The sequence below is a fragment of the Rhizobium sp. YAF28 genome (assembly GCF_052113285.1).
Taxonomy (GTDB): Bacteria; Pseudomonadota; Alphaproteobacteria; order Rhizobiales; family Rhizobiaceae; genus Rhizobium.
This window is the reverse complement of sequence record NZ_JBFRCX010000003.1, coordinates 90,096-114,544: the sequence shown is the minus strand read 5'-3', so window position 1 is coordinate 114,544 and position 24,449 is coordinate 90,096. Positions and strand designations below refer to the sequence as shown.

Here is a 24,449-nt window from a genome sequence, read left to right as displayed (position 1 = left end):
CAAAGATAGGCCTCATGCCCAATTCGGCAGGGAGGCCGGATGATCGACAAGCTGGAATTCTTCATCGCACTCGCTAATGAGAAACATTTCGGTCGTGCGGCAGAGGAATGCGGCGTCTCCCAACCCACGCTCTCGGCCGCCATTCGCCAGCTGGAAGATCAGCTGGGCGTCATGCTGGTGCAGCGTGGCTCCCGCTTTCAAGGATTGACGCCGGAAGGACAGCGTGTGCTCGAATGGGCGCGCCGCATCGTCGGGGACACGCGCACGATGCGCGAGGAAATGCGCGCCGCCCGCAAGGGTCTCTCCGGCCATCTGCGTCTGGCGTCCATTCCGACCGCGCTCGCGATGCTGTCGCGAATCACAACGCCCTTCCAGGAACGGCATCCCGACGTCACCTTCTCCATCGTCTCGCGCAATTCGCTGCAGGTGCTGAGCATGCTCGAAAACCTCGAGATCGATGCCGGCGTCACCTATCTGGAAAACGAGCCGCTCGGGCGCGTCACTTCTGTGCCCCTCTATGCGGAGCGCTATAATCTCATCACCGCCGCCGGCAGTCCGCTCTCGGATCGCGAGAGTGTGACATGGCGTGAAGTGGGTGATCTTCGGCTTTGCCTATTGACGGCTGACATGCAGAACCGGCGTATCATCAACCGGCATTTGGCCGAAGCAGGCGCAACAGTCCATCCGACACTCGAATCGAATTCGATGATCGTTCTTTTTTCGCACGTGCGGACTGGCCGCTGGGCAAGCATCATGCCGCGTAACGTTGCGATATCATTCGGCTTTCCTGCGGAGATCCGGATGATCCCGATCGTCGAGCCGGAGGCGCACCATCTCGTCGGCCTTGTCGCTCCTTATCGGGAACCTTTCACGCCGCTTGTCTCCGCCTTGTTGCATGAAGCAAGAACACTCGTTGAAGACGCGGAACTATGATAGAAAAAAGCTATCAATCAACAAGACTGCTTTATTGATTGCAACCTGCTTCCCTGAGACAGTTCCCTAGAAATCGCAATGACATGGGGAGTTTTGCGGTTCCCAGGGAATGCGCAAGCCGAAGGGAGGCTGCTGATGAATATACGTATCGCCCAGGGCGATATCGCCGGGCGTATCCGTTCGATCGTTGCTGATCTTCGATCCCTCGAAGGCCCACTGCTCCCCATTCTGCATGAGGTTCAGGACGAGTTCGGTTACGTGCCGCAGGAGGCCCTGCCAGTCATCGCAGATGAGCTCAATCTTTCTCGCGCCGAGGTCCACGGTGTCGTAACCTTCTATCATGATTATCGTGATCATCCTGCCGGTCGGCACGTGCTGAAGCTCTGTCGCGCCGAAGCCTGCCAGTCGATGGGTGGCGATGCACTGGCCGAGCGTATCAAGACCCTGCTCGGCATCGATTTTCATCAAACGACACACGACGGCAGCGTCACGCTGGAGCCTGTCTACTGTCTCGGTCTCTGTGCCTGCGCGCCGGCCGCCATGTTCGATGGCGAAGTGCATGGCCGCGTCGATGACGACCTGGCGGCCGAACTCGTCGAGGAGGCGCGCCGATGACTGTGAAGATTTATGTTCCGCGCGATGCCGCAGCGCTCTCGCTCGGGGCCGAGAAGGTGGCAATGGCGATTACCCAGGAGATCGCCGCCCGCGGCCTTGATGCGACCGTCGTGCGCAACGGCTCGCGCGGAATGTTCTGGCTGGAGCCGCTGGTTGAGGTTGAGGTGTCCGGGAAACGGATCGGCTATGGGCCGGTCAAGGCGAAGGATGTCGTCGGGCTGTTCGATGCGGGACTGATTGACGGCGGGGCGCATGCGCTCTGTCTTGGGGAGGTCGAGGACCTCCCGTTCCTGAAAGGGCAGACCCGTCTCACCTTTGCCCGCTGCGGCATTACCGATCCGCTTTCGCTTGATGATTACGAGGCCCACGGTGGGCTTGCCGGTCTTCGCCGTGCAGTGTCGATGCAGCCTGCCGATGTCGTCAAGGAAGTCACCGATTCCGGCCTTCGCGGCCGCGGCGGCGCGGGCTTTCCGACCGGCATCAAATGGAAGACGGTGCTCGATGCCGCCGGTTCGCGCAAATATATCGTCTGCAATGCAGATGAGGGCGACAGCGGTACCTTTGCCGACCGGATGATCATGGAAGGCGATCCTTTCGTGCTCATCGAAGGCATGGCGATTGCCGGGCTTGCGACTGGCGCCACGAAAGGTTTCGTCTATACGCGTTCGGAATATCCGCATGCGATCGCCACGATGACGCAGGCGGTGGAAATCGCCCGAAAGGCTGGCATTCTGGGCGCTTCGGTGCTCGGCTCCGGCAAGGAATTCGACATGGAGATCCGCACCGGTGCGGGCGCCTATGTGTGCGGCGAGGAAACGGCGCTGCTCAACAGCCTCGAAGGCAAGCGGGGCATCGTGCGCGCCAAGCCGCCGCTGCCGGCGCATAAGGGCCTGTTCAACTGTCCGACCGTCATCAACAATGTCATCTCGCTCGCGTCCGTGCCTGTGATCATGGACAAGGGGGCCGCCTTCTATCGCGATTTCGGCATGGGCCGGTCACGCGGCACCATCCCGCTGCAGATCGGCGGCAATGTAAAATATGGCGGTCTCTACGAAACCGCCTTCGGTCTTTCGCTCGGCGATATCGTCGACAAGATCGGCGGCGGCACTGTGTCCGGCCGGCCGGTGAAGGCGGTGCAGGTGGGAGGGCCGCTTGGCGCCTATTTCCCGCGTGCGCTGTTCGATACCCCGTTCGACTATGAGGCCTTTGCCGCCAAGGATGGGCTTATCGGTCATGCTGGTCTGGTCATCTTCGATGATACGGCCGACATGCTGAAGCAGGCACGCTTTGCGATGGAATTCTGCGCGGTGGAAAGCTGCGGCAAGTGCACGCCCTGCCGCATCGGCTCGACCCGCGGGGTCGAAACCGCAGACAAGATCGCCCAGGGCATCGAGCCCGAAAAGAACCGCGAACTGCTCGCAGATCTCTGCAACACGATGAAGTTCGGCTCGCTCTGTGCGCTCGGCGGCTTCACGCCCTATCCTGTCATGAGCGCGATGACGCATTTCCCGGACGATTTTGCTCCGGTCCCTCTCATTGAAGCAGCGGAATAGACCATGTCTCTTGTTCACGAAATCGACTACGGAACACCGGCTTCGAAATCCGAAACGATGGTGACGCTGACCATCGACGGCCGGCAGGTGACGGTTCCTGAGGGAACCTCGATCATGCGCGCCTCCATGGATGCCGGCATTCAGGTGCCGAAGCTCTGCGCGACCGATATGGTCGATGCCTTCGGCTCCTGCCGTCTCTGTCTGATCGAAATCGACGGCCGCAACGGAACGCCCGCCTCCTGCACCACGCCGGTGGCGTCCGGCATCGTCGTCCATACGCAGACGGAGCGGCTGAAGAATATCCGCCGCGGCGTCATGGAGCTTTATATCTCCGACCATCCGCTCGACTGCCTGACCTGTGCAGCCAATGGTGATTGCGAGTTGCAGGACATGGCGGGCGCCGTCGGTCTGCGCGATGTGCGTTATGGCTATGAGGGCGACAATCATGTCAAGGCGCGCAACAGCGGCGAGATCAATCTGAAATGGATGCCGAAGGACGAGTCCAATCCGTACTTCACCTATGATCCGTCGAAGTGCATCGTCTGCTCCCGCTGCGTACGTGCCTGCGAGGAGGTTCAAGGCACCTTTGCGCTGACGATCGAGGGGCGCGGTTTCGGGTCGCGCGTTTCGCCCGGTATGCACGAGCATTTCGTCGATTCCGAATGCGTGTCCTGCGGCGCCTGCGTGCAGGCCTGTCCGACCGCGACGCTGACGGAAAAATCAGTCATCCGCATCGGCCAGCCGGAACATTCGGCCGTCACGACCTGCGCCTATTGCGGCGTAGGCTGCTCCTTCAAGGCGGAAATGCGTGGCGAAGAGCTGGTCCGCATGGTGCCGTGGAAGGATGGGCAGGCAAACCGCGGCCATTCCTGCGTCAAGGGTCGCTTCGCCTATGGCTACTCAACCCACAAGGACCGCATCCTCAACCCGATGATCCGCGAGAAGGTGACGGATCCCTGGCGTGAGGTGACCTGGGACGAGGCCTACGCCCATGTCGCTTCCGAGTTCCGCCGCATCCAGTATCAGTATGGTCGCGAAGCGATCGGCGGTATCACATCGTCCCGCTGCACCAATGAAGAGACTTACCTTGTCCAGAAGCTGATCCGCGCCGGCTTCGGCAACAACAATGTCGATACCTGCGCTCGCGTCTGCCATTCGCCGACAGGCTATGGGCTAGGTCAGGCCTTCGGCACATCGGCTGGCACGCAGAATTTCGACAGCGTCGAACAGTCCGATGTGGTCATCATCATCGGTGCCAATCCGACCGACGGCCATCCGGTCTTCGGTTCACGCCTGAAGAAGCGGCTGCGGCAGGGTGCCAAGCTTATTGTCATCGATCCGCGTCGTATCGATATTATCCGCTCGCCGCATGTGGAGGCATCTTTCCATCTGCCGCTGAAGCCCGGCACCAATGTCGCAATCATGACGGCGCTTGCGCATGTGATCGTGACCGAAGGCCTCTACGACGAGAAATTCATCCGTGAGCGTTGCGACTGGTCGGAGTTCGAGGATTGGGCGGCTTTTGTCGCCGAGCCGCAGCATAGCCCGGAAGCCGTCGAGAAGTTTACCGGCGTGAAGCCGGAAGATGTGCGCGGCGCTGCCCGGCTTTTCGCGACCGGCGGCAATGGCGCTATCTATTACGGTCTCGGCGTGACCGAACACAGCCAGGGCTCGACGACGGTCATGGCGATCGCCAATCTTGCCATGGCGACCGGCAATATCGGCCGTCCAGGCGTCGGTGTGAATCCGCTGCGTGGCCAGAACAATGTACAGGGCTCCTGCGACATGGGCTCCTTCCCGCACGAGCTGCCGGGCTATCGCCATATCTCCGACGATGCGACGCGCGATATCTTCGAAAAGCTCTGGGGCGTGAAGCTCAATAACGAGCCGGGCCTGCGTATTCCGAACATGCTGGATGCTGCCGTCGATGGCTCCTTCAAGGGTATCTACATTCAGGGCGAGGACATCCTGCAGTCCGATCCCGATACCAAACATGTCGCCGCCGGTCTTGCCGCCATGGAATGCGTCGTCGTGCAGGATCTCTTCCTGAACGAGACGGCGAACTATGCGCATGTCTTCCTGCCGGGTTCTACTTTCCTCGAAAAGGACGGCACCTTCACCAATGCCGAGCGCCGCATCAACCGCGTGCGTAAGGTCATGACGCCACGCAACGGCTATGGCGACTGGGAAGTAACGCAGAAGCTCGCCCAGGCCATGGGCCTCGACTGGCACTATACGCATCCGTCCGAGATCATGGACGAGATTGCCGCGACGACGCCGAGCTTCGCTTCGGTCTCTTACGACTATCTCGACAAGATGGGCTCCGTTCAGTGGCCCTGCAACGAGCAGCATCCGCTCGGCTCGCCGATCATGCATGTGGATGGGTTCGTGCGCGGCAAGGGCAAGTTCATCCGCACGGAATATGTGGCAACCGACGAGCGCACAGGTCCGCGCTTCCCGCTGCTTCTCACCACCGGCCGCATTCTTAGCCAGTATAATGTCGGGGCACAGACACGCCGCACCGATAATGTCATCTGGCACTCCGAAGACCGGCTGGAAATTCATCCGCATGATGCCGAACAGCGCGGCATCCGCGATGGCGATTGGGTGAAGCTCGGGAGCCGCTCCGGCGATACGACGCTGCGCGCATTGATCACCGATCGCGTGGCGCCCGGCGTCGTCTATACGACCTTCCACCATCCGGATACGCAGGCGAATGTCATCACGACGGACTTTTCCGACTGGGCGACCAACTGCCCGGAATACAAGGTGACGGCGGTGCAGGTTTCGCCTTCCAACGGCCCGTCCGAGTGGCAGGTCGAGTATGACGAGCAGGCCCGTCAGTCCCGCCGCATCGCCAGCAAGATGGAGGCGGCGGAATAATGACGGAAAGGCCGACCCGCATAAGCGTGACGGAGGTCGCCCGGAGGGGCGGCGTCATGACACGGGGCGAGCGTATCGTGCCCGAGGAAGTGCCGATCGCCTTTTCCTATGGCGGCAGTTCGCATGCGGTCATGATGGCCACGCCCGGTGACCTCGAGGATTTCGCGGTCGGTTTCAGCCTTACGGAGGGCATTATCACCGACCGCAGCCAGGTCGCTGGTGTCGAGCTCATCGAGGACGAGAAGGGTATCGACGTCCAGGTGACGCTTGTTGATGATGTCGAGGACGCGCTCAGAAAGCGGCGGCGCAGCATGGCGGGGCCTGTCGGCTGCGGCCTCTGCGGCATCGAGTCGATCGAGCAGGCGGTCAGGAAGGTGCCTGATGTTTCCAAGACTGAGCTGTCGCTGTCGCATGCTGATATCGTGCAGGCGATCGCGCTGCTCAACGATTCCCAGCCGCTGCATCGCGAGACGCGAGCCGTTCATGGCGCCGGCTTCTACATCCCCGGCAAGGGATTGATCGCCGTGCGTGAGGATGTCGGCCGGCACAATGCGCTCGACAAGCTCTGTGGCGCCGTCATCAGGGCGGGGCAGGCCGGCGCTTCCGGCGCTGTCGCTGTTACCAGCCGCCTATCCGTCGAAATGGTTCAGAAGACGGCGATCCTCGGCGCGCCCGTGCTGATCGCCATTTCCGCGCCGACCGCACTTGCCATCCGCACGGCCGAGGAAGCCGGCATGACGCTGGTCGCCCTCGTTCGCGGCGAGGATTTCGAGATTTTCACCCACCCGCATCGCCTGTCGCCTGGAAGCATCGCCGATGTCGCATGATACCAAGACCAAACTCGTCTATATGGCAAACCAGATCGCAACCTTCTTCAAGACACAGCCCGAAAGCGAGGCTGCGCAAGGGGTTGCAACGCATATCAACAAATTCTGGGAGCCGCGCATGCGGCGGCAACTCTTCGAAATCCTGGAAAAGGAAGATAATGGCCTCGACGCACTCGTGCTGCAGGCTGTGCCCCTGATCCGGAAACCAGAGCCGGCAGAACAGCCACTTCGATAAACCGACATCGGCGGGCGGTTTTTCGGGGTGCCGACCAAAGGCTATGATCAGTAGGAGCTCGTGCCGCTTTTGCTGCGGCACGCGCTATTCGACTGAAACTGGTTCAGAATTCTTCCGAGCTTTCGGCGGCTGGCGCCGCTGCGCCACGGGCTCTCGGGACGCGGGTAACAAGATGCAGGGCCGGAGAGGCCGCTAGCTCTGTCATGTGCCGCGTCGCGGCGATATTACCGCCGGGGAGCTGGAACTGCGTGAGCAACGTCCGCAATGCATCGGCTTCTGCGGCAAGATCACGACTGGCGGCTGTGTTCTCCTCCACCATCGCGGCGTGGCGGCGGTAAATTTTCTGTATAAAAGCGAATACTAATAAATATGCATTTTCGCGAGAAAATTACACGTTCAGCTCGCATTGAAGCGTGAACAATAAAAAACCGCCCTTGCGGGGCGGTTCTTATCTCAATTATTTGGCAAACTGCTTGGCGTGGCGATCAGGCGGCCAGTTCGTCCGTCTCGTTTTCCTTGAACATCTTTGCGAGGTTCAGGAAGCAGATCATGCCGTTTTCGGAAGCGATGATACCTTCGCAGAACGCACGGTCGAAGGACGCGGTCACTTCCGGAACGGGTTGAACATGGCTGGAAGAAATCGTCAGGATGTCGGAAACACGATCAACCAGCATGCCGATGACCATATTGTGCACTTCTGCGACGACAATGGCGCTGCGTTCATTGGCGACAGTGCTCTTCATGCCGAGCTTGTAGGCGAGGTCGATGATCGGGATGACCGAACCGCGCAGGTTCATGACACCGATGACATCTTCCGGAGAGTGCGGGATCGGCGTCGACGGCGCCCAGCCGCGGATTTCGCGGATGGTCGTGGTCTTCACGCAAAACTCCTGATCGTGCAGGCGGAAGGCAATGATTTCGAGCGTGTCGCCGCTGAAGCTAGTGGAGTTGATCGTGGCCATTAGAATTCTTCCCAACTATCGTAAGCCAGGGCAGAAGCGACAGCGCCACCATTGGCGCGGACGAGCTTTGCCTTCATACCACGCGATGGCTTTGCACCCGGCGAAGCATCGTTACGGTTATCGATGACATTAACGGAAGAGTGTTGCCCAAATCTAAACTGTGAGACGAGATTGCGAAGGTTTTCAGTCTCGGACGAGAGTCGGGCGCTGGCCGCCGTCGTCTCTTCCACCATGGCAGCATTCTGCTGTGTGCCCTGATCCATGATGTTGACAGCCTTGTTGATTTCCACAAGCCCGGTCGATTGTTCGCGCGAGGACTCGACGATCGCCGTGACGTTGATGTCGATATTGCCGACCTGGGCGACGATCCGTTCCAGTGCCTGACCGGTCTGGCCGACAAGGTCGACACCGCTTTTCACGTGCTCCGAGGAGGTGGTAATGAGCGCCTTGATCTCCTTGGCGGCGCTGGCCGAGCGCTGTGCGAGTTCACGCACCTCCTGGGCGACGACTGCAAAACCCTTGCCGGCTTCGCCGGCACGCGCCGCCTCGACGCCGGCGTTCAGCGCCAGCAGGTTGGTCTGGAAAGCGATCTCGTCGATCACGCCGATGATATTGCTGATCTCGCGCGAGGATTTCTCGATCTGACCCATGGCGTCGACCGCCTTGCGGACGATACTGCCGGAATGTTCTGCGCCGCGCTTCGTTTCCGCGACAAGCCCGCCTGCTTCGGCGGCGCGGCCGGCGCTGTCGGCAACAGTCTGGGTGATTTCATCGAGTGCGGCGGCGGTTTCCTCGACGGTTGCGGCCTGCTGTTCGGTGCGTTTGGACAGCACGTCTGCGGCTTCCTTCGTTTCACGCGCACCGCTGGCGATCGCCTCGGCGTTGTTGAGAACCGTGCGCATGGCGCTGCCGAGCCTGTCGATCGCGGCATTGAAATCGGTCCGGACCTTCTCCAGCGCGGGCGGGAAAGGATTTTCGACATGCTTCGTCAGATCGCCCTCGGCAAGCGCGGTCAGGCCGGCTGCCAGATCATCGACAGCACGGACGCGTTCGGTGACGTCGGTCGCGAATTTAACGACCTTGAAGATCCGGCCGCTCATGTCAAAGATAGGGTTATAGGATGCCTGGATCCAGACGACCTTGCCGCCCTTGCCGATGCGCAGAAACTCCTCGGCAACGAACTGGCCGGCGGCGAGCTTCTTCCAGAATTCCTTATAGGCTTCGGAGCGCACATAGTCTGGCTCGCAGAACATACTGTGGTGCTTGCCGCGGATCTCCTCCAGCCGGTAACCCATGACCGAGAGGAAATTGTCGTTCGCCAGCAGGATTTCGCCATCCGGCGTGAACTCGATGACGGCTTGAGCCCGCGAGAGGGCAGCGATCTTGCCTTCGGCATCGGCAGCTTTCAGCTTGATGGCGGTCACGTCGCTTGCCAGCTTGACGATCTTGTAGGGTTTGCCGCCCGACATCAGCGGGTTGTAACTAGCCTGGATCCAGACTTCGCGGCCATCCTTGCCGATACGCTTGTATTCACCGGCATCGAATTCGCCCCGACCGAGCTTCCGCCAGAATTCCCGGTAGGCTGCGGAGGCAACATAATCCGGCTCGCAGAAAATACTGTGATGCTTGCCGACAATGTCGCTGAGCTTGTAGCCCAGCGCCCGGCAGAAATTCTCGTTCGCGTTCAGGATCTTTCCCTGCAGGTCGAATTCAATCGTCGCCTGCGATTTCATGAGAGCTGTGACGATCGCACGCGAATCCGGCGTCGCACCCAACGAAAACAATGACATTTCAATCCCCCGATGTGTGATGGCAACCAGCCGATGTCTCGGAGAATGGTTCGGATTTCGCGCATGACGGACCGCAGTAAAACTGCAGTATATCCGGCAATACTTGAAAGTCCGTCCGGCCCCGCAAACGCGGCGGATCGGCCCAATTCATTCGTGAACCCCATGGCTCTAAGATGCGGAGCTGATCTCTAATCGCATCAATTAAATATAATTTCTTGATTAAGAATTAGTAACCAAATCTACTTTCGACCGGATTTTGACAGCTTCGCATGAATTTTAACAGATGAAATGTAGTTTCATCTGAGAATATCCGGCATCGGTTGCAAAGTAATCCGCAACTTTACTTTAGGTTATTGTCTTTTCAATTTGCGAGATCGCCCAATCGACCTGTTCCTTGGTGATGACCAGCGGCGGCGCGAAGCGAATCGTGTGGTCGTGTGTATCCTTGGCGAGAAGGCCGCGATCCTTGAGGGCGTAACAATATTGCCGGGCACCACCGGCCTCCGGCTCCAATTCGACCGCGAGCATGAGGCCACGGCCGCGCACGTCCTTGACGATGTTGGAGCGAATGGAGCGCAGGCCTTCGAGAAAGTAGTCGCCCATCGTCTCGGCGTTCTCGATCATTCCTTCTTCAGTCAGCACCTTCAGGGCCGCGCGGGCGACCGCACAGGCCAACGGGTTGCCGCCGAAGGTCGAGCCATGCTGGCCGGGTTTGAGCACGCCGAGGACTTCAGAATTCGAAAGCACGGCTGAAACAGGATAAAAACCGCCGGAAAGCGCCTTGCCGATGAGAGTCACGTCGGCTTCGATACCTTCATGTTCTTCGGCGAGCAGCTTGCCGGTGCGCCCAAGGCCGGTCTGGATTTCGTCGAGGATGAGCGTGACGTTGTTTGCCGTGCAGAGCTCGCGCACACGGGTGAAGTAACCGGCCGGCGGAATGATGACGCCAGCCTCGCCCTGGATCGGCTCGATCAGTGCTGCGACGGTATTGGCATTGATGGCCGTCGCGAAGGCCTCTGCATCACCGAAGGGAACGATGCGGAAGCCCGGCGTATAGGGCCCGAAGCCGGTACGGGCGTCGGGGTCAGTCGAGAAGCTGATGATGCTCAGCGTGCGGCCGTGGAAATTGTTGGCGCAGACGATGATCTCCGCCTTGCCCTCCGGGACGCCCTTCACCTCATAGCCCCATTTGCGAACCGCCTTGATGGCAGTCTCGACGGCTTCCGCACCTGAGTTCATCGGCAGGATCTTGTGGGAACCAGTCAGCGCGGCCAGCTCTTCATAGAGATAGGCGAGCTGGTCGTTGCGGAAGGCGCGCGAGGTGAGTGTCAGGCGGCCGGCCTGCTCGACCATGGCGGCAAGGATCTTCGGATGGCAATGGCCCTGGTTGACGGCAGAATAGGCCGAGAGGCAGTCGAGGTAGCGCTTGCCATCCGTATCCCAGACATGAACACCTTCCCCCCGCGTCAGCACGACATCAAGCGGCTTGTAGTTATTGGCTCCAAGACGTTGTTCGGTGGCGATGAGGTTCGACGAGATGTTCATGGCCGGTGCTCCCTTATGCGGCGCGTGTAGGACGATCGAAGATACGGCGGCCGAAGAGGCTTGCCGTCATCTCCACCATGATGCGGGCGCTCTTGCCGCGGTCATCAAGGAAAGGATTGAGTTCGACGAGGTCGAGCGAGGAGACGAGGCCGCTGTCGGACAGCATCTCCATGATGAGGTGCGCTTCGCGGAAGGTGGCGCCGCCGGGAACGGTGGTGCCGACGCCGGGCGCAAAATCCGGATCGAGGAAATCGACGTCGAAGCTGACATGCAGCAGGCCGTTCGCCTTCTCGATCGTTTCCAGGATCTGGCGGAGGATAATAGCCACGCCCTGTTCATCGAGCGAGCGCATGTCGAAGACATTGACGCCGTGCTTGTGGATTTCGACGCGCTCGGAGGCATCGACTGAGCGGATGCCGACCTGGAAGATCTTCTTCGGATCGACGAGTGCACGGTCCTTCGGCAGAATCTCTGCAAAATCTGCCAGACCGCAGAAGAAGGCGACGGGCATGCCGTGAATATTGCCTGACGGCGAGGTCTCGGGCGTATTGAAATCCGAATGGGCGTCGAGCCACAGTACGAAGAGCGGGCGGTCCTTTTCGGCGGCATAACGCGCCATGCCTGAGACACTGCCCATGGAGAGGCTGTGGTCGCCACCCAGGATCAGCGGGAAGTGGCCGGCTTTCGCCGCATCATAGGTGGCTGCTTCGAGCGCACGCGTGTAGGCGCCGACGATGCGAAGATTATGTGCCTTCGAATGATTGGGAAGGTCCCTGGCCGGGACGATGCTGAGATCGCCCGTGTCGACAACAGTGTGGCCGAGATCGCTGAGCGCCTTGTCGATACCCGCAATACGCAATGCTGTTGGTCCCATGCCCGCGCCTCTGCGGCCGGAACCTTCTTCGAGGGGAACACCGATAAGAGCGACAGATCGAGATTGTACTTCCATTCCGAGGGCTCCGTTCTGAGGCCTGTTTTGGCCGATAGTGGGATAAAGTGGCGGCGGCAAATAGATGGAAAAGTGTCAGAAATGGATTATGATTACGCAGATTGATAAAGCTAATTTGACAAAGTGAAACCGTGGACGATCTCGACAACGAGCTTCTGAGTGCGCTTCGGCACAATGCGCGAATCTCCGTCTCCTCGCTTGCGGCGCTGACGGGGGCTTCGCGGGCGACGGTTGCCACGCGCATCGACCGGCTGGTCGAAAATGGCACGATTGCCGGCTTCACCATCCGCACCGGTCACGAGACGCGTTCCGCCGGCGTTCGGGCCATCGTCATGATCGAAGTGCATGGTAAACTTGCCGACAAGGTGGCAACCCAGCTTCGCGGCTTGCCGCAGGTGCGCGCGCTGCACAGCACCAACGGCAAATGGGATTTCGTCGCCGAGCTCGAGGATCGTGACCTCGTCTCCTTCGACGAGACGCTGCGCCGGATACGCCTCTTCGACGGCATCAATACCACCGAAACCAACATTCTGCTGAAGACCAGCAAGGCGAGCTTTTAGGCTTCAATTTTCCAGGCTGGCCTCAATATTCATGCTCGTAGACGATGCCCGCTTCGCCTGCACCATTGCCGCCGGCGGCACCCCGCAGCTTCACACCGCGGCCGACATCCAGATTGATGATTGCCTTGGCGCCGGCTTCTCCGCCCTGCTGCAGCTCGAAATAGGTCCGTTCGTTGAGGTAGCGGCCGACACTGACGCTGGTCCGGCCTTTTGCATCCGTGCTGATGTCGAGGTCGTCGACGCCGAGCTGGTTGCGGAGGCCTTCGAAGAGCGAGGTCGAGCGATTGCCGGCGAGCTGGCTGACGGCATCGGCAAGCTGGGCGATCTGCACCGGCGACAGGCGGGACATGGATTGGCCGAAGATGAGCTGGGCCAGCACTTCGTCCTGCGGTAGGGCAGGCGACGAGGAGAAAGTGATGGCGGGGTCGGTCGCGAGGCCCGCGACATCCACCGTGAGCGTCGTCGTGCCTGACGTGGAAGTGGCCTCCATGTCGAGGGCGGGCGTCAGGTCGCCAGCAAATGTGATGCGGCTGCGGTCGGAAAAATCGAGACGGCGGTTGAGGATCGTCAGACGGCCGCGACGCATGGTGAAGGCACCGGCAACTTCGGGCGCGGCAGCCGAGCCGCGGATCGTGATGTTGCCGCCGACTTCCGCATCGATGCCACGGCCGCGCACGAAGATCTGCGAGGGTGCATCGAGCTGGATATCCAGCATGATGGTCGAAGATTTTTCCCGGGGCTGCTGCTGAGCATTGTCCCTGAGCTGGGCGAGCACGGCGGGCGGCGCGTGGATATGGCGGATATCGATTTCACGCAGCGATGTCGGCAGCCTCTCCGGTACGGTGATCGAAGCCTTGTCGATGTGAAGCTTACCATCAAGCGTGGGATTGGAAAGCAGCGGTCCCCTAAGGCCGAGCGTGCCGTCGACTGTTGCGACAACCAGCGTGCCGTCGACATAGACCGCGTGGTCCAGGCGGATGGAAAGATCGGCGGGGAAACTGCCGCTGATGCCAACCGAGCCGCTCGCCGAGATCGAGCCGCCGCTTGCGAGCCTGCCGTTCAGCCGCGAAATGACGGCCTGCTGGCCGTTGAACGTGATGGTCGCGCCAAGGCCTTCGAGGGCGAGGTTGCGGCGCACGTCGATCAGCTTCGCGCCATCCGTCGTCACTGTGCCGTTGATGACAGGGGCAGCCGTCGTGCCGCTGACCTCCAGATTCACATTGGCGACGCCTTCGGCAACGAGACCTTGCTGGGCGAGCTGCGCGCCGAGAACGGCGAAGGGAAGGCTGCCGTTGAAACGCATCGACATGGCACGGTTGCCTGTCATCGCGAGAGTGCCGCCGCCTTTCAGAGAAAGTCCACCGTCGCCGACGAGACTTGTGTCGACCGTCAGGCGGTTGTCTGCCAGCTTGCCGCTAGCGCCGATTGTAAGCGGCGCAAGGCCGGCGCCCTTGGTCTGGCTCGTTTCGGCATTCTTCCAGTCGACCTTGAAATCGACCGAGGGAAGGGGGAGCGATCCCGAGGCAGTCGCTGTCGCCGTGATGGCGCCTTCGGCACCAAGGTTTGGAACGAACCCATTGGCGACGGCCGCCGGCAGATTGGTGACATCGGCCTTGGCGTTGACGCCCTTGACGGTCGTCCCGGCTATATCGAGATTGCCCGCTGCCTTCAGCGAGACACCGCCATTGCCGTTGAGATTGGCGTCGAAATCCAGCCGGTCTTTGCTGAGTTTGCCCGAAGCGGCGAGCGTCAGGCCGGAGAGGCCGGCAGTCCTGGTCTGTTTCGTTCCGGCGTTTTTCCAGTCGATCTTGAAATCGGCGGAGGGGGCGGTGAGCGATCCGGAGGCCGTCGCCGTCGCTGTGATGATGCCTTCGGCTCCAATATCAGGGACGAACCCGTTGGCGACAGCAGCCGGCAGATTGGTGATATCGGCCTTTGCATCGATGCCCTGGATTGTGGTGCCCGTCAATGCGAGATTGCCGGCCGCTTTCAGCGAGACGCCACCTTTGCCATTCAAACTGGCGTCGAAATCCAGACGGTTGCTGACGTATTTTCCCGAAGCGGCAAGCGCCAGGCCAGAAAGACCGGCGGTCTTGGTTTGGCGCGTTGCTGCGTTCGTCCAGTCGAGCTTGAAATCGATCACCGGCTCTGTCGGCGTGCCTGAGGTGACGGCAGTGCCGGAGATTATGCCCTCAGCACCAAGGCCGGGCACGAAGCCGTTTGCGAGGTTTGCGGGCAGGCCGGCAATGTCAGCGTTGACGGCGAGGTCGCGAATGGCGCTGCCGTCGATCGTCACGCCGCCGTTCGCTTTCAGCAGCGCCCCGTTGCCGCTGCCGAGATTGGCGTCGAAATCGACCCTGTTGTTTTCATATTTGCCGGTGGCCTTGGCAGAGAGATCGGTGAGGCCGTTGCTCTTTGTCTGGCGCGTTGCCGCATTTGCCCAGGCCAGATCGAAGGTGACTGCCGGTGTCGGCAGCGAGCCGGAGGCCGACGCCTTGCCGGAAATCGTGCCTTCGGCGCCCAGATCGGGAACGAAGCCGTTCGCAAGGCCGGCTGGAAGGTTTGCGAGATCTGCATCGACCTTTAGATTGCGCACCGCCGTCCCAGCAAGCTCGACATTGCCCGTCGCCTTCAGCGACAGAGCTTTCGGTCCGGCGAGTTTGGCATCGAAATCGAGTTTCTGGTCGGCAAAATGGCCGGCTGCCGCAAGGTCCAGTCCGGTCAGGCCGGCGGTCTTGGTGTGCCGTGTCGTGGCATCCTGCCATCTGAGCTTGAAATTGGCAGCCGGTGCGGCAGGCGTGCCTGACGCCGAGGCTGTGCCGGAAATCGTTCCGCCGGCGTCGAGATCCTTCACGAAACCGTTGGTGATATTGGCCGGAACATTCGCAAGTTCGGCATCGACCTTGATGTTGCCGATCGTGGTTCCGGTAATAGCGACATTACCGAGCGCTTTCAGCGATAGTCCGCCCTTGCCGGTGAGCGCCGTATCGAAATCGAGCTTGTTATCCGCAAACCTGCCGGATGCGTTGAGCGACAGACCGGCAAGCTTGGCGCTCTTTGTCTGGCTCGTCGCGGCGTTTTTCCAGTTCAGCTTGAAATCGGCCGCTGGTGCCGCGGGCGTGCCTGTTGCCGTGACCGTTCCCGAAATCGTACCTTCTGCAGCAAGATCGGGAACAAAACCGTTGGCGAGCTTTGCCGGCAGGCTGACGATGTCGGCGTTGATATTGAGGGTCGGGCCATTCGGATCCGCAAGGCCGACGTCGCCCGCCGCCTTCAAGGAAAGGCCGTCAGCGCCGCTAATGCCGCCATCGAAGTTCAGCTTGTTGTCGGCGAAGGTGCCCGATGTCGAGATGCCGAGAGGGGCGATGCTGGCGCCTTTTGTATGGCTGGTGGCCGCATCCTTCCAATCGAGCTTGAAATTGACAGCGGGGGCGGCCGGTGTCCCGGTTACGTTCACCGTCCCGGAAATCGTGCCGTCAGCGGCAAGATTGGGAACGAAGCTGTTGGCAAGGCTTGCCGGCAGGTCGGTGATCACGGCATCGAGCTTCAGGGTCTCACCAGCCGAACCGGTGACCGATACCGAGCCGCTGCCGGTCTTGACGGTCAGGCCGTTCAGGCTGACAACTCCCTTGGTGACGTTGACCTGTGCGGGTGACGCCAGTTCGACCGGAATGTTGTGCGGCTTGGCGGCGAAGCGATCGAGACTGAGATCGATCATACCGCCTGCAGACTGCACGCTGCCGGCGGCCTGCAGCGGATTGCCGTCATAGCCTGCATCCAGATTGAAGTCGGTGCGGGTCTGCTGCTGGACGAAATCAAGCGCAATGCCGGTAAGCTTGTTGGTCCCGACGCCGAACTCGTCGGCCCGTATCGTGCCGCTCGCCGCAAAAGCCATGATATCGCTGACGGTCACGTCGATCGTCGGCTTGGCGATCGTCAGCGTATTTCGGCGAATGCCGCTGCCGTTGGCGGCAACCTTGAGCGCGATCTTGCCGTCATTGCCGGTGATATCGACGGAGCCCTTGAGGTCGCCTTCCGCCTTCTGGCCACCGAGAGCGGCAAGCAGGCTGATATCAGGGAAGTCAAAGGTGAGCGCACCAGCCGGCGTCATGCCTGACGAAAGCGTGAGGTTGCCCGCCAGGCGATTGCTGCCGACATCGGCCGTCAGCGCGGGGATAGAAATGATCCCCTTCTCGGATTTGACGTCCCCATTGATGCCGATCGGCTGGCCGTCGATCGTGCCGGTGGCGGCGATCCGGCCCTGCGGAGCAGCAGGATCGGCAGAGCCCGTCAGGTCGATGTTGAGATCGCCGACCTTGCGATCGGCCATCTGCAGGCTGGCGGCTTTCACATTGGCGGTGAGCGCAAGTGCTGGAAGCGTGCCGCTTGCCTTGATGCTGTAATCCGCTTCCCCGCTCGTGCCCGACAGCAGCTTGCCGATATCGGGAAGCTTGCCGGCGAGATCGGCCGTCAGCACGTCATCTTCGAGCGCGACATTGCCGCCTGCCTCGATGGTCGGGGATTTGATCGTGATGTTCGATAGCGTCACCTTGGAGGGGATCGTGCCGGCAATCTGGGTTTCGAGGTTGATCGGTGCATCGAACTTTTCGGCAACAGCCGGCGGCAAGGCGGCGGGCTGGACGGTAAATTTCGCATTGCCGGTCAGCGTATTGTCGGCCAGGCGATAGGAGCCGTTGAGATCGGCGCCGATATTGGCGCTTTCGACGGTCGTGCCGTTGAAGCCGATGCCGTTGCGCGAAATCTGAAGCGGCGCGACGAGTGTGATCGGACCCCGAACGGCGCGGTTGAGGTTGGGCTCGGTGAAGGTGGCGTCACCCGCGACGAGGCGCAACTGGATATCGCCGGCACCATTGGCGAGATTGAAAGCATCGCTCTTGGCCGTCAGCTTGACGTTGCCGATATCGGCCTGCGGCATCGTGGCGGAATCCAGCGATCCGCTGGCATTGATGCGCACGGCCTGCGCCTGTCCGGTCATCGCCAGATTGAGGCCCGAAATCATGAAGCGCGCTTCGCCATCGGCAAGCGGCCAGCGGAAATCGACCGGACCCGAGGTGCCGAGCACATTGGCATTCAGGCTGTTATTGCCGGCAGGATCGAGCGTGCCGGAAGCGGCGATGACGACGCTGCCGGTCGCGAGATTGCCGGTCTGAATATCGATCTTGCCATGATTGTCGAAGGTCGCGGATACATCGATATTCGTCTGGCCTGCAAAAAGCGGCCGGAATGCCATGGGGAGCAACGAGCTTACATCGCCGCCGCCCTTGAGGTCGAGATGATGCAAGCCGTCGGGCGTGATTGCGTGCTTGCCTTCCAGCGAGGCGCGTTGCTGGCCATCGAGGGCAGCCTGCAGCTTGCCGTTCCAGTCCGAGATCGGACCTTCGCCGTTGAGCGCGATATTGACCGCCGGGCTGCCGGGCAGACCGAGAAAGCCGGCGAGCAGGCCGCCCTGCGGTTCGGCAAGTTGGGCGTTCAGCCGCAAATGGCTGTTTGCCGGGGTGAAGGCGATATCGGCGGAGAGCTCGGCGTCGGGAACCTGATGGCGGTTGACGTTAACCAGCGCTTCACCGCCATCGCCATCGGCTCTGAGGTTGCCGGTGGCGGCAAGCGAGAAGGCGCGGCCGGTCAGCGGTGCGCCAAGGGAAATATCGGGCAAGGCGATATGCTCGATATCGATCTTCAGCGGCAGCCGGAAGCCCCCGCTGCTTCCTTCCTCCGGAGTCGCCGGCCTGGAAGGGAGGGTGCGTACCGGTTGGCGCCGCACGTCGATGGAGGCCACTGAGACCTGTCTGGCGTGGAAGGTACCAGTCAGCAGCGCTAGTGGATTCCAGTCGACGGCGATGCCGCGGATTTCTGCAAATGTGCCACGCGTGTCCGACAGGGTGATCTCGGCTGCGCGCAAGCCGCCGGTCAGCAGGCCCTCGGGTTCGCGCACGGATATCGTCATATCGCGGTTGGAGAGCGCGGAAGCGACATTTTCGGTGATGATGCGGGCACCGAAGGAGGTGAAGCCGAAGATCGCCAAAGCAATGACGGCAAGGATAATCGCCGCGCCGAGGCCGTAGCCGACGAGCCGCATTATCCAGTTCATGATTTTCGCCAACATTTGCATAAGAGCGGACACTATCCCGTTTTCATGACAGCTCACAGGTCGGAAAACACTGCGAAATCGGCATTTCTGATAACTGGCCTAGAACGACTGGCCTATGCCGGCATAAATTCCATAATCCGTCCCACCGTCGTACTTGTTCAGCGGTACGGCAAAATCAAGCCGAAGGGGGCCGAAAGGTGTTGCATAGCGGATACCGGCGCCTGCGCCGGCCCTGATATCGGAAAAATCAGGCGCAATGCTGTCCGAAACCGTGCCGACATCGAGGAAGGGCACAATGCCGATCGTATCGGTGATCCTGATACGCGCCTCAAAGGAGCCGGTTACATAGGAGCGACCACCGGTGGCCTCGTCGTTTTCGTTATAGGGCGAGATTTCCTGATAGCCGTAACCACGCACGGAACCGCCGCCGCCGGCGAAGAAACGCTGGGTGGCGGGAATATCCTGAACGCCGTCGCCGCCGATCAGCGTGCCGGCCGCGAGCTTGGCGGCGAGGACGATGCCGTCTTCGGCGCCGAGACCGAGATAGCCTGATATCGAGCCCTCGAAGGCCGAATAGACCGTTCCGTTCAAGAACTCATAGCCCGGCTTTGCCGACAGCGTGGCGTGGTAGCCCCCGGTCGGATTGAATTTGTCGTCGCGGGCGTCGCGATCATAGGTGATCGGCAGCGTGAAGGTCAGATAATTGTTGTTGCCGAAAGCGTCGTCGTCATTCTCAAAGCTCACCTCGCCGGCTGCGGAGATGGTGTCCTGATCCGTCAATTCATAGGAGAGGCCGAGCGAGGCGGTGATGAGCTTGGCATTATAGGCATCCGGATTTTGCGTCTTGGCGACGATCCCGGCCTTAAGGGTGGCGGACGGATTGATGAAGCCCGGTTTCGTGAAGAGAATGCCGGCGGAGTAGTCGAGATCGCCGAGGTCGGACGCTTCGCCGAGGCGTGAGACGGCGCCTTCGATGCGCAGCGATTCGGCCCCGCCGAACAGGTTGCGATGGCCCCAGTAACCGTTGACGCCGAAACCGTCGATCGTCGAATATTGCGCGCCGATGCCGAGGTAGCGCCGCTTGCCCTCGGAAACCTCGATCGTCATGGGCAAGGTACCAGCGGAGGCCAGTGCGTCGCCTTCGTGGATCGTCACACTGGAGAACACGCCAAGCGCGCGCAGGCGCTCGCCTGCCTTCCTCAATGCCTCGGGCGAATAGGCTTCGCCCTTCTGCAGGCGGGAATAACGTTGGATGAATTCCGGCTTGACCCTTTCCTCGCCAGTGACGCCGACGTCGCCGATCGGAGCAACCGGACCACCTTCGGCAGCGAGAACGATATCGACGGTGTTCTTGCTATGGTCGGCGACCACGCGCCGCTCCGTCAGCTTGGCAAAGGGCCTGCCTTCGCTCTTCAACTGGTCGACGATCGTATCACCGGCTTTGATGACGGCGAGCGAGCCGGCTTGCTCGCCGGGCGCCAGATCATAATCGGCGGGATTGCGGTGCGCGGCATCGCCGCCGAACTGCACTTCATTGACAGTGAAGACCGGGCCAGGTGCTATATCCACCTTGACCGGGACGGGCTTTGAACGATCGAAAGTCGGGTTCGGCGGCAGATTGTCTATGTTGCGGCCGTCGATGGTAATCGTCACCACGCCGCCGTAGCGCGCCTTTTCGTAGAGTGTGGCGATCAGCCTGTCGCGGTCGTCGCGGGCTTTCACGACGACCCCCAGATCGCCTGAAACCGGACGGTTCTTGTCGCCGACGAGACGAGAGCTGTTCTCCAGCGCCTCCTTGAGGTCGCTATCGGCCGTCCCGGCTTCGAGGTCGACATCATACCGCACAGGATCGGGCACCTGCAGGTTCTCGTCCTCGTCCTTGCCGAATATGGTGATGCCAAAAAGCTTGAATGCGTAAGCATTGCCCACGAGGACTGGTGAAAATGCAGCCGCCGCTGCGACCACCACCATGGCGCCTGCTCGATACGCAATACCCGTTCTCAGGCCCGTCCCTCTAATCCGCATCCGCCGCTTTTTGGTTACATTAAAATGAAGCTCTGCGTTGCCCAGCCGATAGCAAGCTTAGCGGCAAAATCGCGCCACGTGTACCAATTTAAACTGCTGGCGCACTAATTTAGTACAAAAAAATCCCGGACGAGGGTCCGGGATTTCCATTTTTCCCATTCTGATTGCAGATCTCAGCGGCAATCATCGATGTAGCGGCGACCGTACCGGTCCCGGTAATAGCATTGGCCGGGCTGTTCTGCGACCCTGCCGATAAGCGCGCCCGAAACGCCGCCGATCGCTGCGCCGACTGCCGCGCCGCGCACGTCGCCGGTGACCACGCCGCCGATAACGGCACCAGACGCTGCGCCGATACCGGCACCTTGTTGCGTGGGCGTGCAGCTTGCGATCGAAAGGCCGATCAACGCGAGTACGAGGACTTTTTTCATTCTTTTCTCCGAGGTTTTGGCGCCCCAGCGGGCGGATGTCGTCCCTAACCTGTTTTTTCTCAGGCTAGCCCGAAAACTATGTCGCAAGAAGGGCTTGTCCACCATCAGCGAGCTTTTTTTAGTAAGGCGCGGGTTTCTTTCCACGATTAAAAGCGAATTTTCCGCCGGAATTGACGTCGATCAATTTCCCTGATCACGGCTCGCGTATTTTTTATCTGGAATCATTCAAAAGTCTGCGCCTTTTGCCGCAGTTGATGTTAAATCAGGGACGAAAGGGTTGACGTGCGGTTGCCGTCTCAGCAAGAAACAGCCGTACGAACTGGAGCATATGATGGATTTCGAAGCGTTTTTCAAAAGCGAGCTGGACGGGCTTCACACTGAGGGCCGTTACCGCGTTTTTGCCGATCTGGAGCGCCATCGCGGTAACTTTCCGCGTGCGACGCGCCACACGGCGAATGGCGAACAGGAAGTGACCGTCTGGTGCTCCAACGACTATCTCGGCATGGGCCAGCACCCCAAGGTGATCGAGGCGATGAAGGAAGCCATCGATCACTGTGGCGCGGGTGCGGGAGGCACCCGGAATATCTCTGGCACCAACCACTACCATGTTCTGCTTGAGCAGGAGCTCGCTGATCTGCATGGCAAGGAAGCCGCGCTGACGTTCACGTCCGGCTATGTTTCCAACTGGGCCGCGCTTGGTACGCTTGGCGCCAAGATCCCCGGCCTCATCATCTTCTCCGATGCTTTCAACCATGCCTCGATGATCGAGGGCATCCGCTACGCCAAGTGCGAGAAGGTCATCTGGAAGCACAATGACGTGGCCGACCTCGAAGCCAGGCTCGCTGCTGCCGATCCCAAGGCGCCGAAGCTCATAGCCTTCGAATCCGTCTATTCGATGGATGGCGATATCGCGCCAATCAAGGAAATCTGCGATCTCGCCGACAAGTATGGCGCCATGACCTATCTCGATGAAGTGCATGCCGTCGGCATGTACGGCCCGCGCGGCGGCGGTATTGCCGAGCGCGAAGGCCTGATGGACCGGATCACCGTCATCGAAGGCACGCTTGCGAAGGCATTCGGCGTCATGGGCGGTTATATCGCGGCTTCTACGGCGCTCTGTGATTTCATCCGCTCTTTTGCATCGGGCTTCATCTTCACGACGTCGCTGCCGCCGGCCCTCGCTGCCGGCTCGATCGCTTCGATCCGGCATCTAAAGGCGAGCCCCTTCGAGCGAGCTCGCCATCAGGATCGCGTTCGGAAGCTGCGCACGCTGCTTGACCAGCAGGGCATTCCGCACATGCCGAACCCGAGCCATATTGTGCCGGTCATGGTCGGCGATGCTGCCAAGTGCAAGTGGATATCGGATCTGCTGCTCGACAATTTCGGTGTCTATGTGCAGCCGATCAACTATCCGACGGTGCCGAAGAAGACCGAGCGCCTGCGCATCACGCCGACGCCGCTGCATTCGGATGCCGATATCGAGCATCTCGTCAGCGCGCTGCATTCGCTCTGGTCGCGCTGTGCGCTTGCCCGTCACGTCGCTTGACGTCACGGCGCCTGATAAGAAAATTTCTTTATCGGATGAGCCCGGCAGCCCGCTGCCGGGCTTCCTTGTCTGCGGCGAACACGTCGTCCATCGTCGCGGCCGCTGGCAGATTGATGAGATCGTCCATCACTTTTTCGGTGATCTCGGCCATGGCGAGGAAGGGCAGGCGACCCTCGATGAAGGCTTCGAGCGCCACTTCCTTGGCGCCGTTCAGCACTGCGCCCTGGACGCCGCCGCGCGTCATCGCCAACCGGGCAAGCCGGAGGGCAGGGAAACGTTTTTCATCCGGAGCCTCGAAGTCCAGCCGCGCGAGCTTGGCGAAATCCAGCCGCTCGATCGGCAGGTTCGCTCGGCGCGGATGGGAGAGGGCGTAGCCGATTGCGGTGCGCATATCCGGTGCGCCGAGCTGTGCCAGCACCGAGCCATCCGTATAGCCGACCATCGAATGGATGACCGACTGCGGATGAACGATCACCTCCACCTGCTCGGGGCGCAGGCCGAAAAGGTGCTTCGCCTCGATCATCTCCAGCGCCTTGTTGAACAGCGACGCACTGTCGATGGAAATCTTCAGGCCCATCGACCATCTCGGATGGGCGCGTGCGGTCTCGACCGTGACGTTGGCCATCTCCTCCAGCGAGGACGTGCGGAAGGGACCGCCTGATGCCGTCAGGATGATACGTTCCACCGCATGCCGCTGGTTTTCCTCCAGCACCTGGAAGATCGCATTGTGTTCGCTATCGACAGGCAACAGCTTGCCGCCACCGTTTCTCACCGACTCGATGAAGAGATCGCCTGCCGAAACAAGACATTCCTTGTTGGCGAGCGCGATATCGGCGCCGCGGCGCGCCGCGGCAAGAGTAGGAGCAAGGCCGGCCGTGCCGACGATGGCTGCCATCACCCAGTCCGCCTCGCGGTCTGCCGCCTCCATCAGGCCGGATTTGCCGGCAGCGACTGCGATGCCGCTGCCCGAAAGCTCGCTTTTCAGTGATTCGTAATGCCGGTCATTGGCGATGACGGCCAGCTGCGCGCCCGACGATTTCGCTTGCTGGGCCAGCAATTCTACATTGCCGTTGCCGGTCAGGACGGAAATTTCGAAATTGTCCCGGCCGCCCAGATGATCGATGACATTGAGCGTATTTTGGCCGATCGAGCCGGTCGAACCGAAGATACTGAGGCGCCGAGGCGCGGTTTCGCTCGTCATCATGGTCGATTTCGCAAGAAATTGCATATTCGGCATCGGCTCTACAGGGGATCGTGGGAGGCAGCAAGTGTGCGGTGCAGCAAATTTCAACTCCAGAGGGGTTTACATAGGTTCGCCATGATGTGATCCTGACAACAGTCCTCAAGGGGATGATCATTTGCTGCGGCCGGTTGCGGTCGAAAAAGGCAAATCCGCTGGGCACTGATGTGCCCGACGAGCAACCGGCAATTTATGCCACTGGCCGCGGGGCCAAACAAAAATCGAAGACTGAACCGGGATTGTGTGTCT

General features: G+C 60.6%; 16 protein-coding genes. 8 read left to right on the top strand and 8 right to left on the bottom strand.

What is annotated here, in order from left to right; all coding sequences use genetic code 11:
• The first annotated feature begins 39 nt into the window (after nucleotides 1-39).
• The 6 genes from AB4Z13_RS08240 (at nucleotide 40) to AB4Z13_RS08215 (ending at nucleotide 7,046) form a co-directional block, all read left to right on the top strand.
• Nucleotides 40-933: a LysR family transcriptional regulator gene (locus AB4Z13_RS08240; RefSeq protein WP_113324240.1), complete on the top strand. Its 894-nt coding sequence runs from the start codon at nucleotides 40-42 to the stop codon at nucleotides 931-933.
• A gap of 135 nt (nucleotides 934-1,068) precedes the next feature.
• A complete protein-coding gene (locus tag AB4Z13_RS08235; protein ID WP_113324239.1) occupies nucleotides 1,069-1,548 on the top strand; it encodes a formate dehydrogenase subunit gamma in 480 nt (159 codons plus the stop codon).
• Nucleotides 1,545-3,101 carry a formate dehydrogenase beta subunit gene (locus tag AB4Z13_RS08230; protein WP_439016752.1) on the top strand — a complete coding sequence of 519 codons (1,557 nt, stop codon included), beginning with the start codon at nucleotides 1,545-1,547 and terminating at the stop codon, nucleotides 3,099-3,101. Before AB4Z13_RS08235 ends, AB4Z13_RS08230 begins: the two co-directional genes overlap by 4 nt.
• Before the next feature lie 3 nt (nucleotides 3,102-3,104).
• On the top strand, nucleotides 3,105-5,984 hold the full coding sequence (fdhF, locus tag AB4Z13_RS08225; RefSeq protein WP_439016751.1) for a formate dehydrogenase subunit alpha: 2,880 nt from the start codon (nucleotides 3,105-3,107) through the stop codon (nucleotides 5,982-5,984).
• Entirely contained in the window at nucleotides 5,984-6,811 is an 828-nt protein-coding gene (fdhD, locus tag AB4Z13_RS08220; protein WP_113324236.1) for a formate dehydrogenase accessory sulfurtransferase FdhD, read from the top strand. Before fdhF ends, fdhD begins: the two co-directional genes overlap by 1 nt.
• Nucleotides 6,801-7,046, top strand: coding sequence for a formate dehydrogenase subunit delta (locus tag AB4Z13_RS08215; protein WP_192728947.1), 246 nt, complete (start codon nucleotides 6,801-6,803; stop codon nucleotides 7,044-7,046). The genes fdhD and AB4Z13_RS08215 overlap by 11 nt, the downstream gene beginning before the upstream one ends.
• A 485-nt stretch (nucleotides 7,047-7,531) precedes the next feature.
• Here the strand turns inward: AB4Z13_RS08215 and AB4Z13_RS08210 are convergent, their stop codons facing one another.
• The 4 genes from AB4Z13_RS08210 to rocF all read right to left on the bottom strand — a co-directional run bounded on the left by AB4Z13_RS08210 (nucleotide 7,532) and on the right by rocF (nucleotide 12,292).
• Nucleotides 7,532-8,008: a chemotaxis protein CheW gene (locus AB4Z13_RS08210; RefSeq protein WP_113324233.1), complete on the bottom strand. Its 477-nt coding sequence runs from the start codon at nucleotides 8,006-8,008 to the stop codon at nucleotides 7,532-7,534.
• Nucleotides 8,008-9,798: a methyl-accepting chemotaxis protein gene (locus AB4Z13_RS08205; RefSeq protein ID WP_442205958.1), complete on the bottom strand. Its 1,791-nt coding sequence runs from the start codon at nucleotides 9,796-9,798 to the stop codon at nucleotides 8,008-8,010. Before AB4Z13_RS08205 ends, AB4Z13_RS08210 begins: the two co-directional genes overlap by 1 nt.
• A 345-nt stretch (nucleotides 9,799-10,143) precedes the next feature.
• Nucleotides 10,144-11,343 carry an ornithine--oxo-acid transaminase gene (gene rocD / locus AB4Z13_RS08200; protein ID WP_439016749.1) on the bottom strand — a complete coding sequence of 400 codons (1,200 nt, stop codon included), beginning with the start codon at nucleotides 11,341-11,343 and terminating at the stop codon, nucleotides 10,144-10,146.
• Nucleotides 11,344-11,356: 13 nt separating this feature from the next.
• Complete coding sequence (rocF, locus tag AB4Z13_RS08195) at nucleotides 11,357-12,292, bottom strand: arginase (RefSeq protein WP_439016748.1); 936 nt, start codon at nucleotides 12,290-12,292, stop codon at nucleotides 11,357-11,359.
• Nucleotides 12,293-12,423: 131 nt separating this feature from the next.
• Here rocF and AB4Z13_RS08190 point away from each other — a divergent pair, with 131 nt between their 5' ends.
• A complete protein-coding gene (locus AB4Z13_RS08190) occupies nucleotides 12,424-12,852 on the top strand; it encodes an Lrp/AsnC family transcriptional regulator (RefSeq protein WP_113324229.1) in 429 nt (142 codons plus the stop codon).
• Nucleotides 12,853-12,874: 22 nt separating this feature from the next.
• Here the strand turns inward: AB4Z13_RS08190 and AB4Z13_RS08185 are convergent, their stop codons facing one another.
• From AB4Z13_RS08185 to AB4Z13_RS08175, 3 genes are all read right to left on the bottom strand, one after another.
• Nucleotides 12,875-18,982, bottom strand: a complete 6,108-nt coding sequence (locus AB4Z13_RS08185) for a translocation/assembly module TamB domain-containing protein (protein WP_442205972.1) — start codon at nucleotides 18,980-18,982, stop codon at nucleotides 12,875-12,877.
• A gap of 78 nt (nucleotides 18,983-19,060) precedes the next feature.
• Nucleotides 19,061-20,986 (bottom strand): autotransporter assembly complex protein TamA, encoded by a 1,926-nt coding sequence (locus AB4Z13_RS08180; protein ID WP_442205957.1) that lies wholly within the window; start codon nucleotides 20,984-20,986, stop codon nucleotides 19,061-19,063.
• Nucleotides 20,987-21,159: 173 nt separating this feature from the next.
• Complete coding sequence (locus tag AB4Z13_RS08175) at nucleotides 21,160-21,414, bottom strand: YMGG-like glycine zipper-containing protein (RefSeq protein WP_007822262.1); 255 nt, start codon at nucleotides 21,412-21,414, stop codon at nucleotides 21,160-21,162.
• Nucleotides 21,415-21,745: 331 nt separating this feature from the next.
• Between AB4Z13_RS08175 and hemA the strand changes: the two genes are divergently transcribed.
• Nucleotides 21,746-22,960: a 5-aminolevulinate synthase gene (gene hemA, locus AB4Z13_RS08170; RefSeq protein WP_439016745.1), complete on the top strand. Its 1,215-nt coding sequence runs from the start codon at nucleotides 21,746-21,748 to the stop codon at nucleotides 22,958-22,960.
• A 28-nt stretch (nucleotides 22,961-22,988) separates the two neighbouring features.
• Here the strand turns inward: hemA and dxr are convergent, their stop codons facing one another.
• Complete coding sequence (gene dxr / locus AB4Z13_RS08165; RefSeq protein WP_439016744.1) at nucleotides 22,989-24,164, bottom strand: 1-deoxy-D-xylulose-5-phosphate reductoisomerase; 1,176 nt, start codon at nucleotides 24,162-24,164, stop codon at nucleotides 22,989-22,991.
• Between the last annotated feature and the right edge of the window lie 285 nt (nucleotides 24,165-24,449).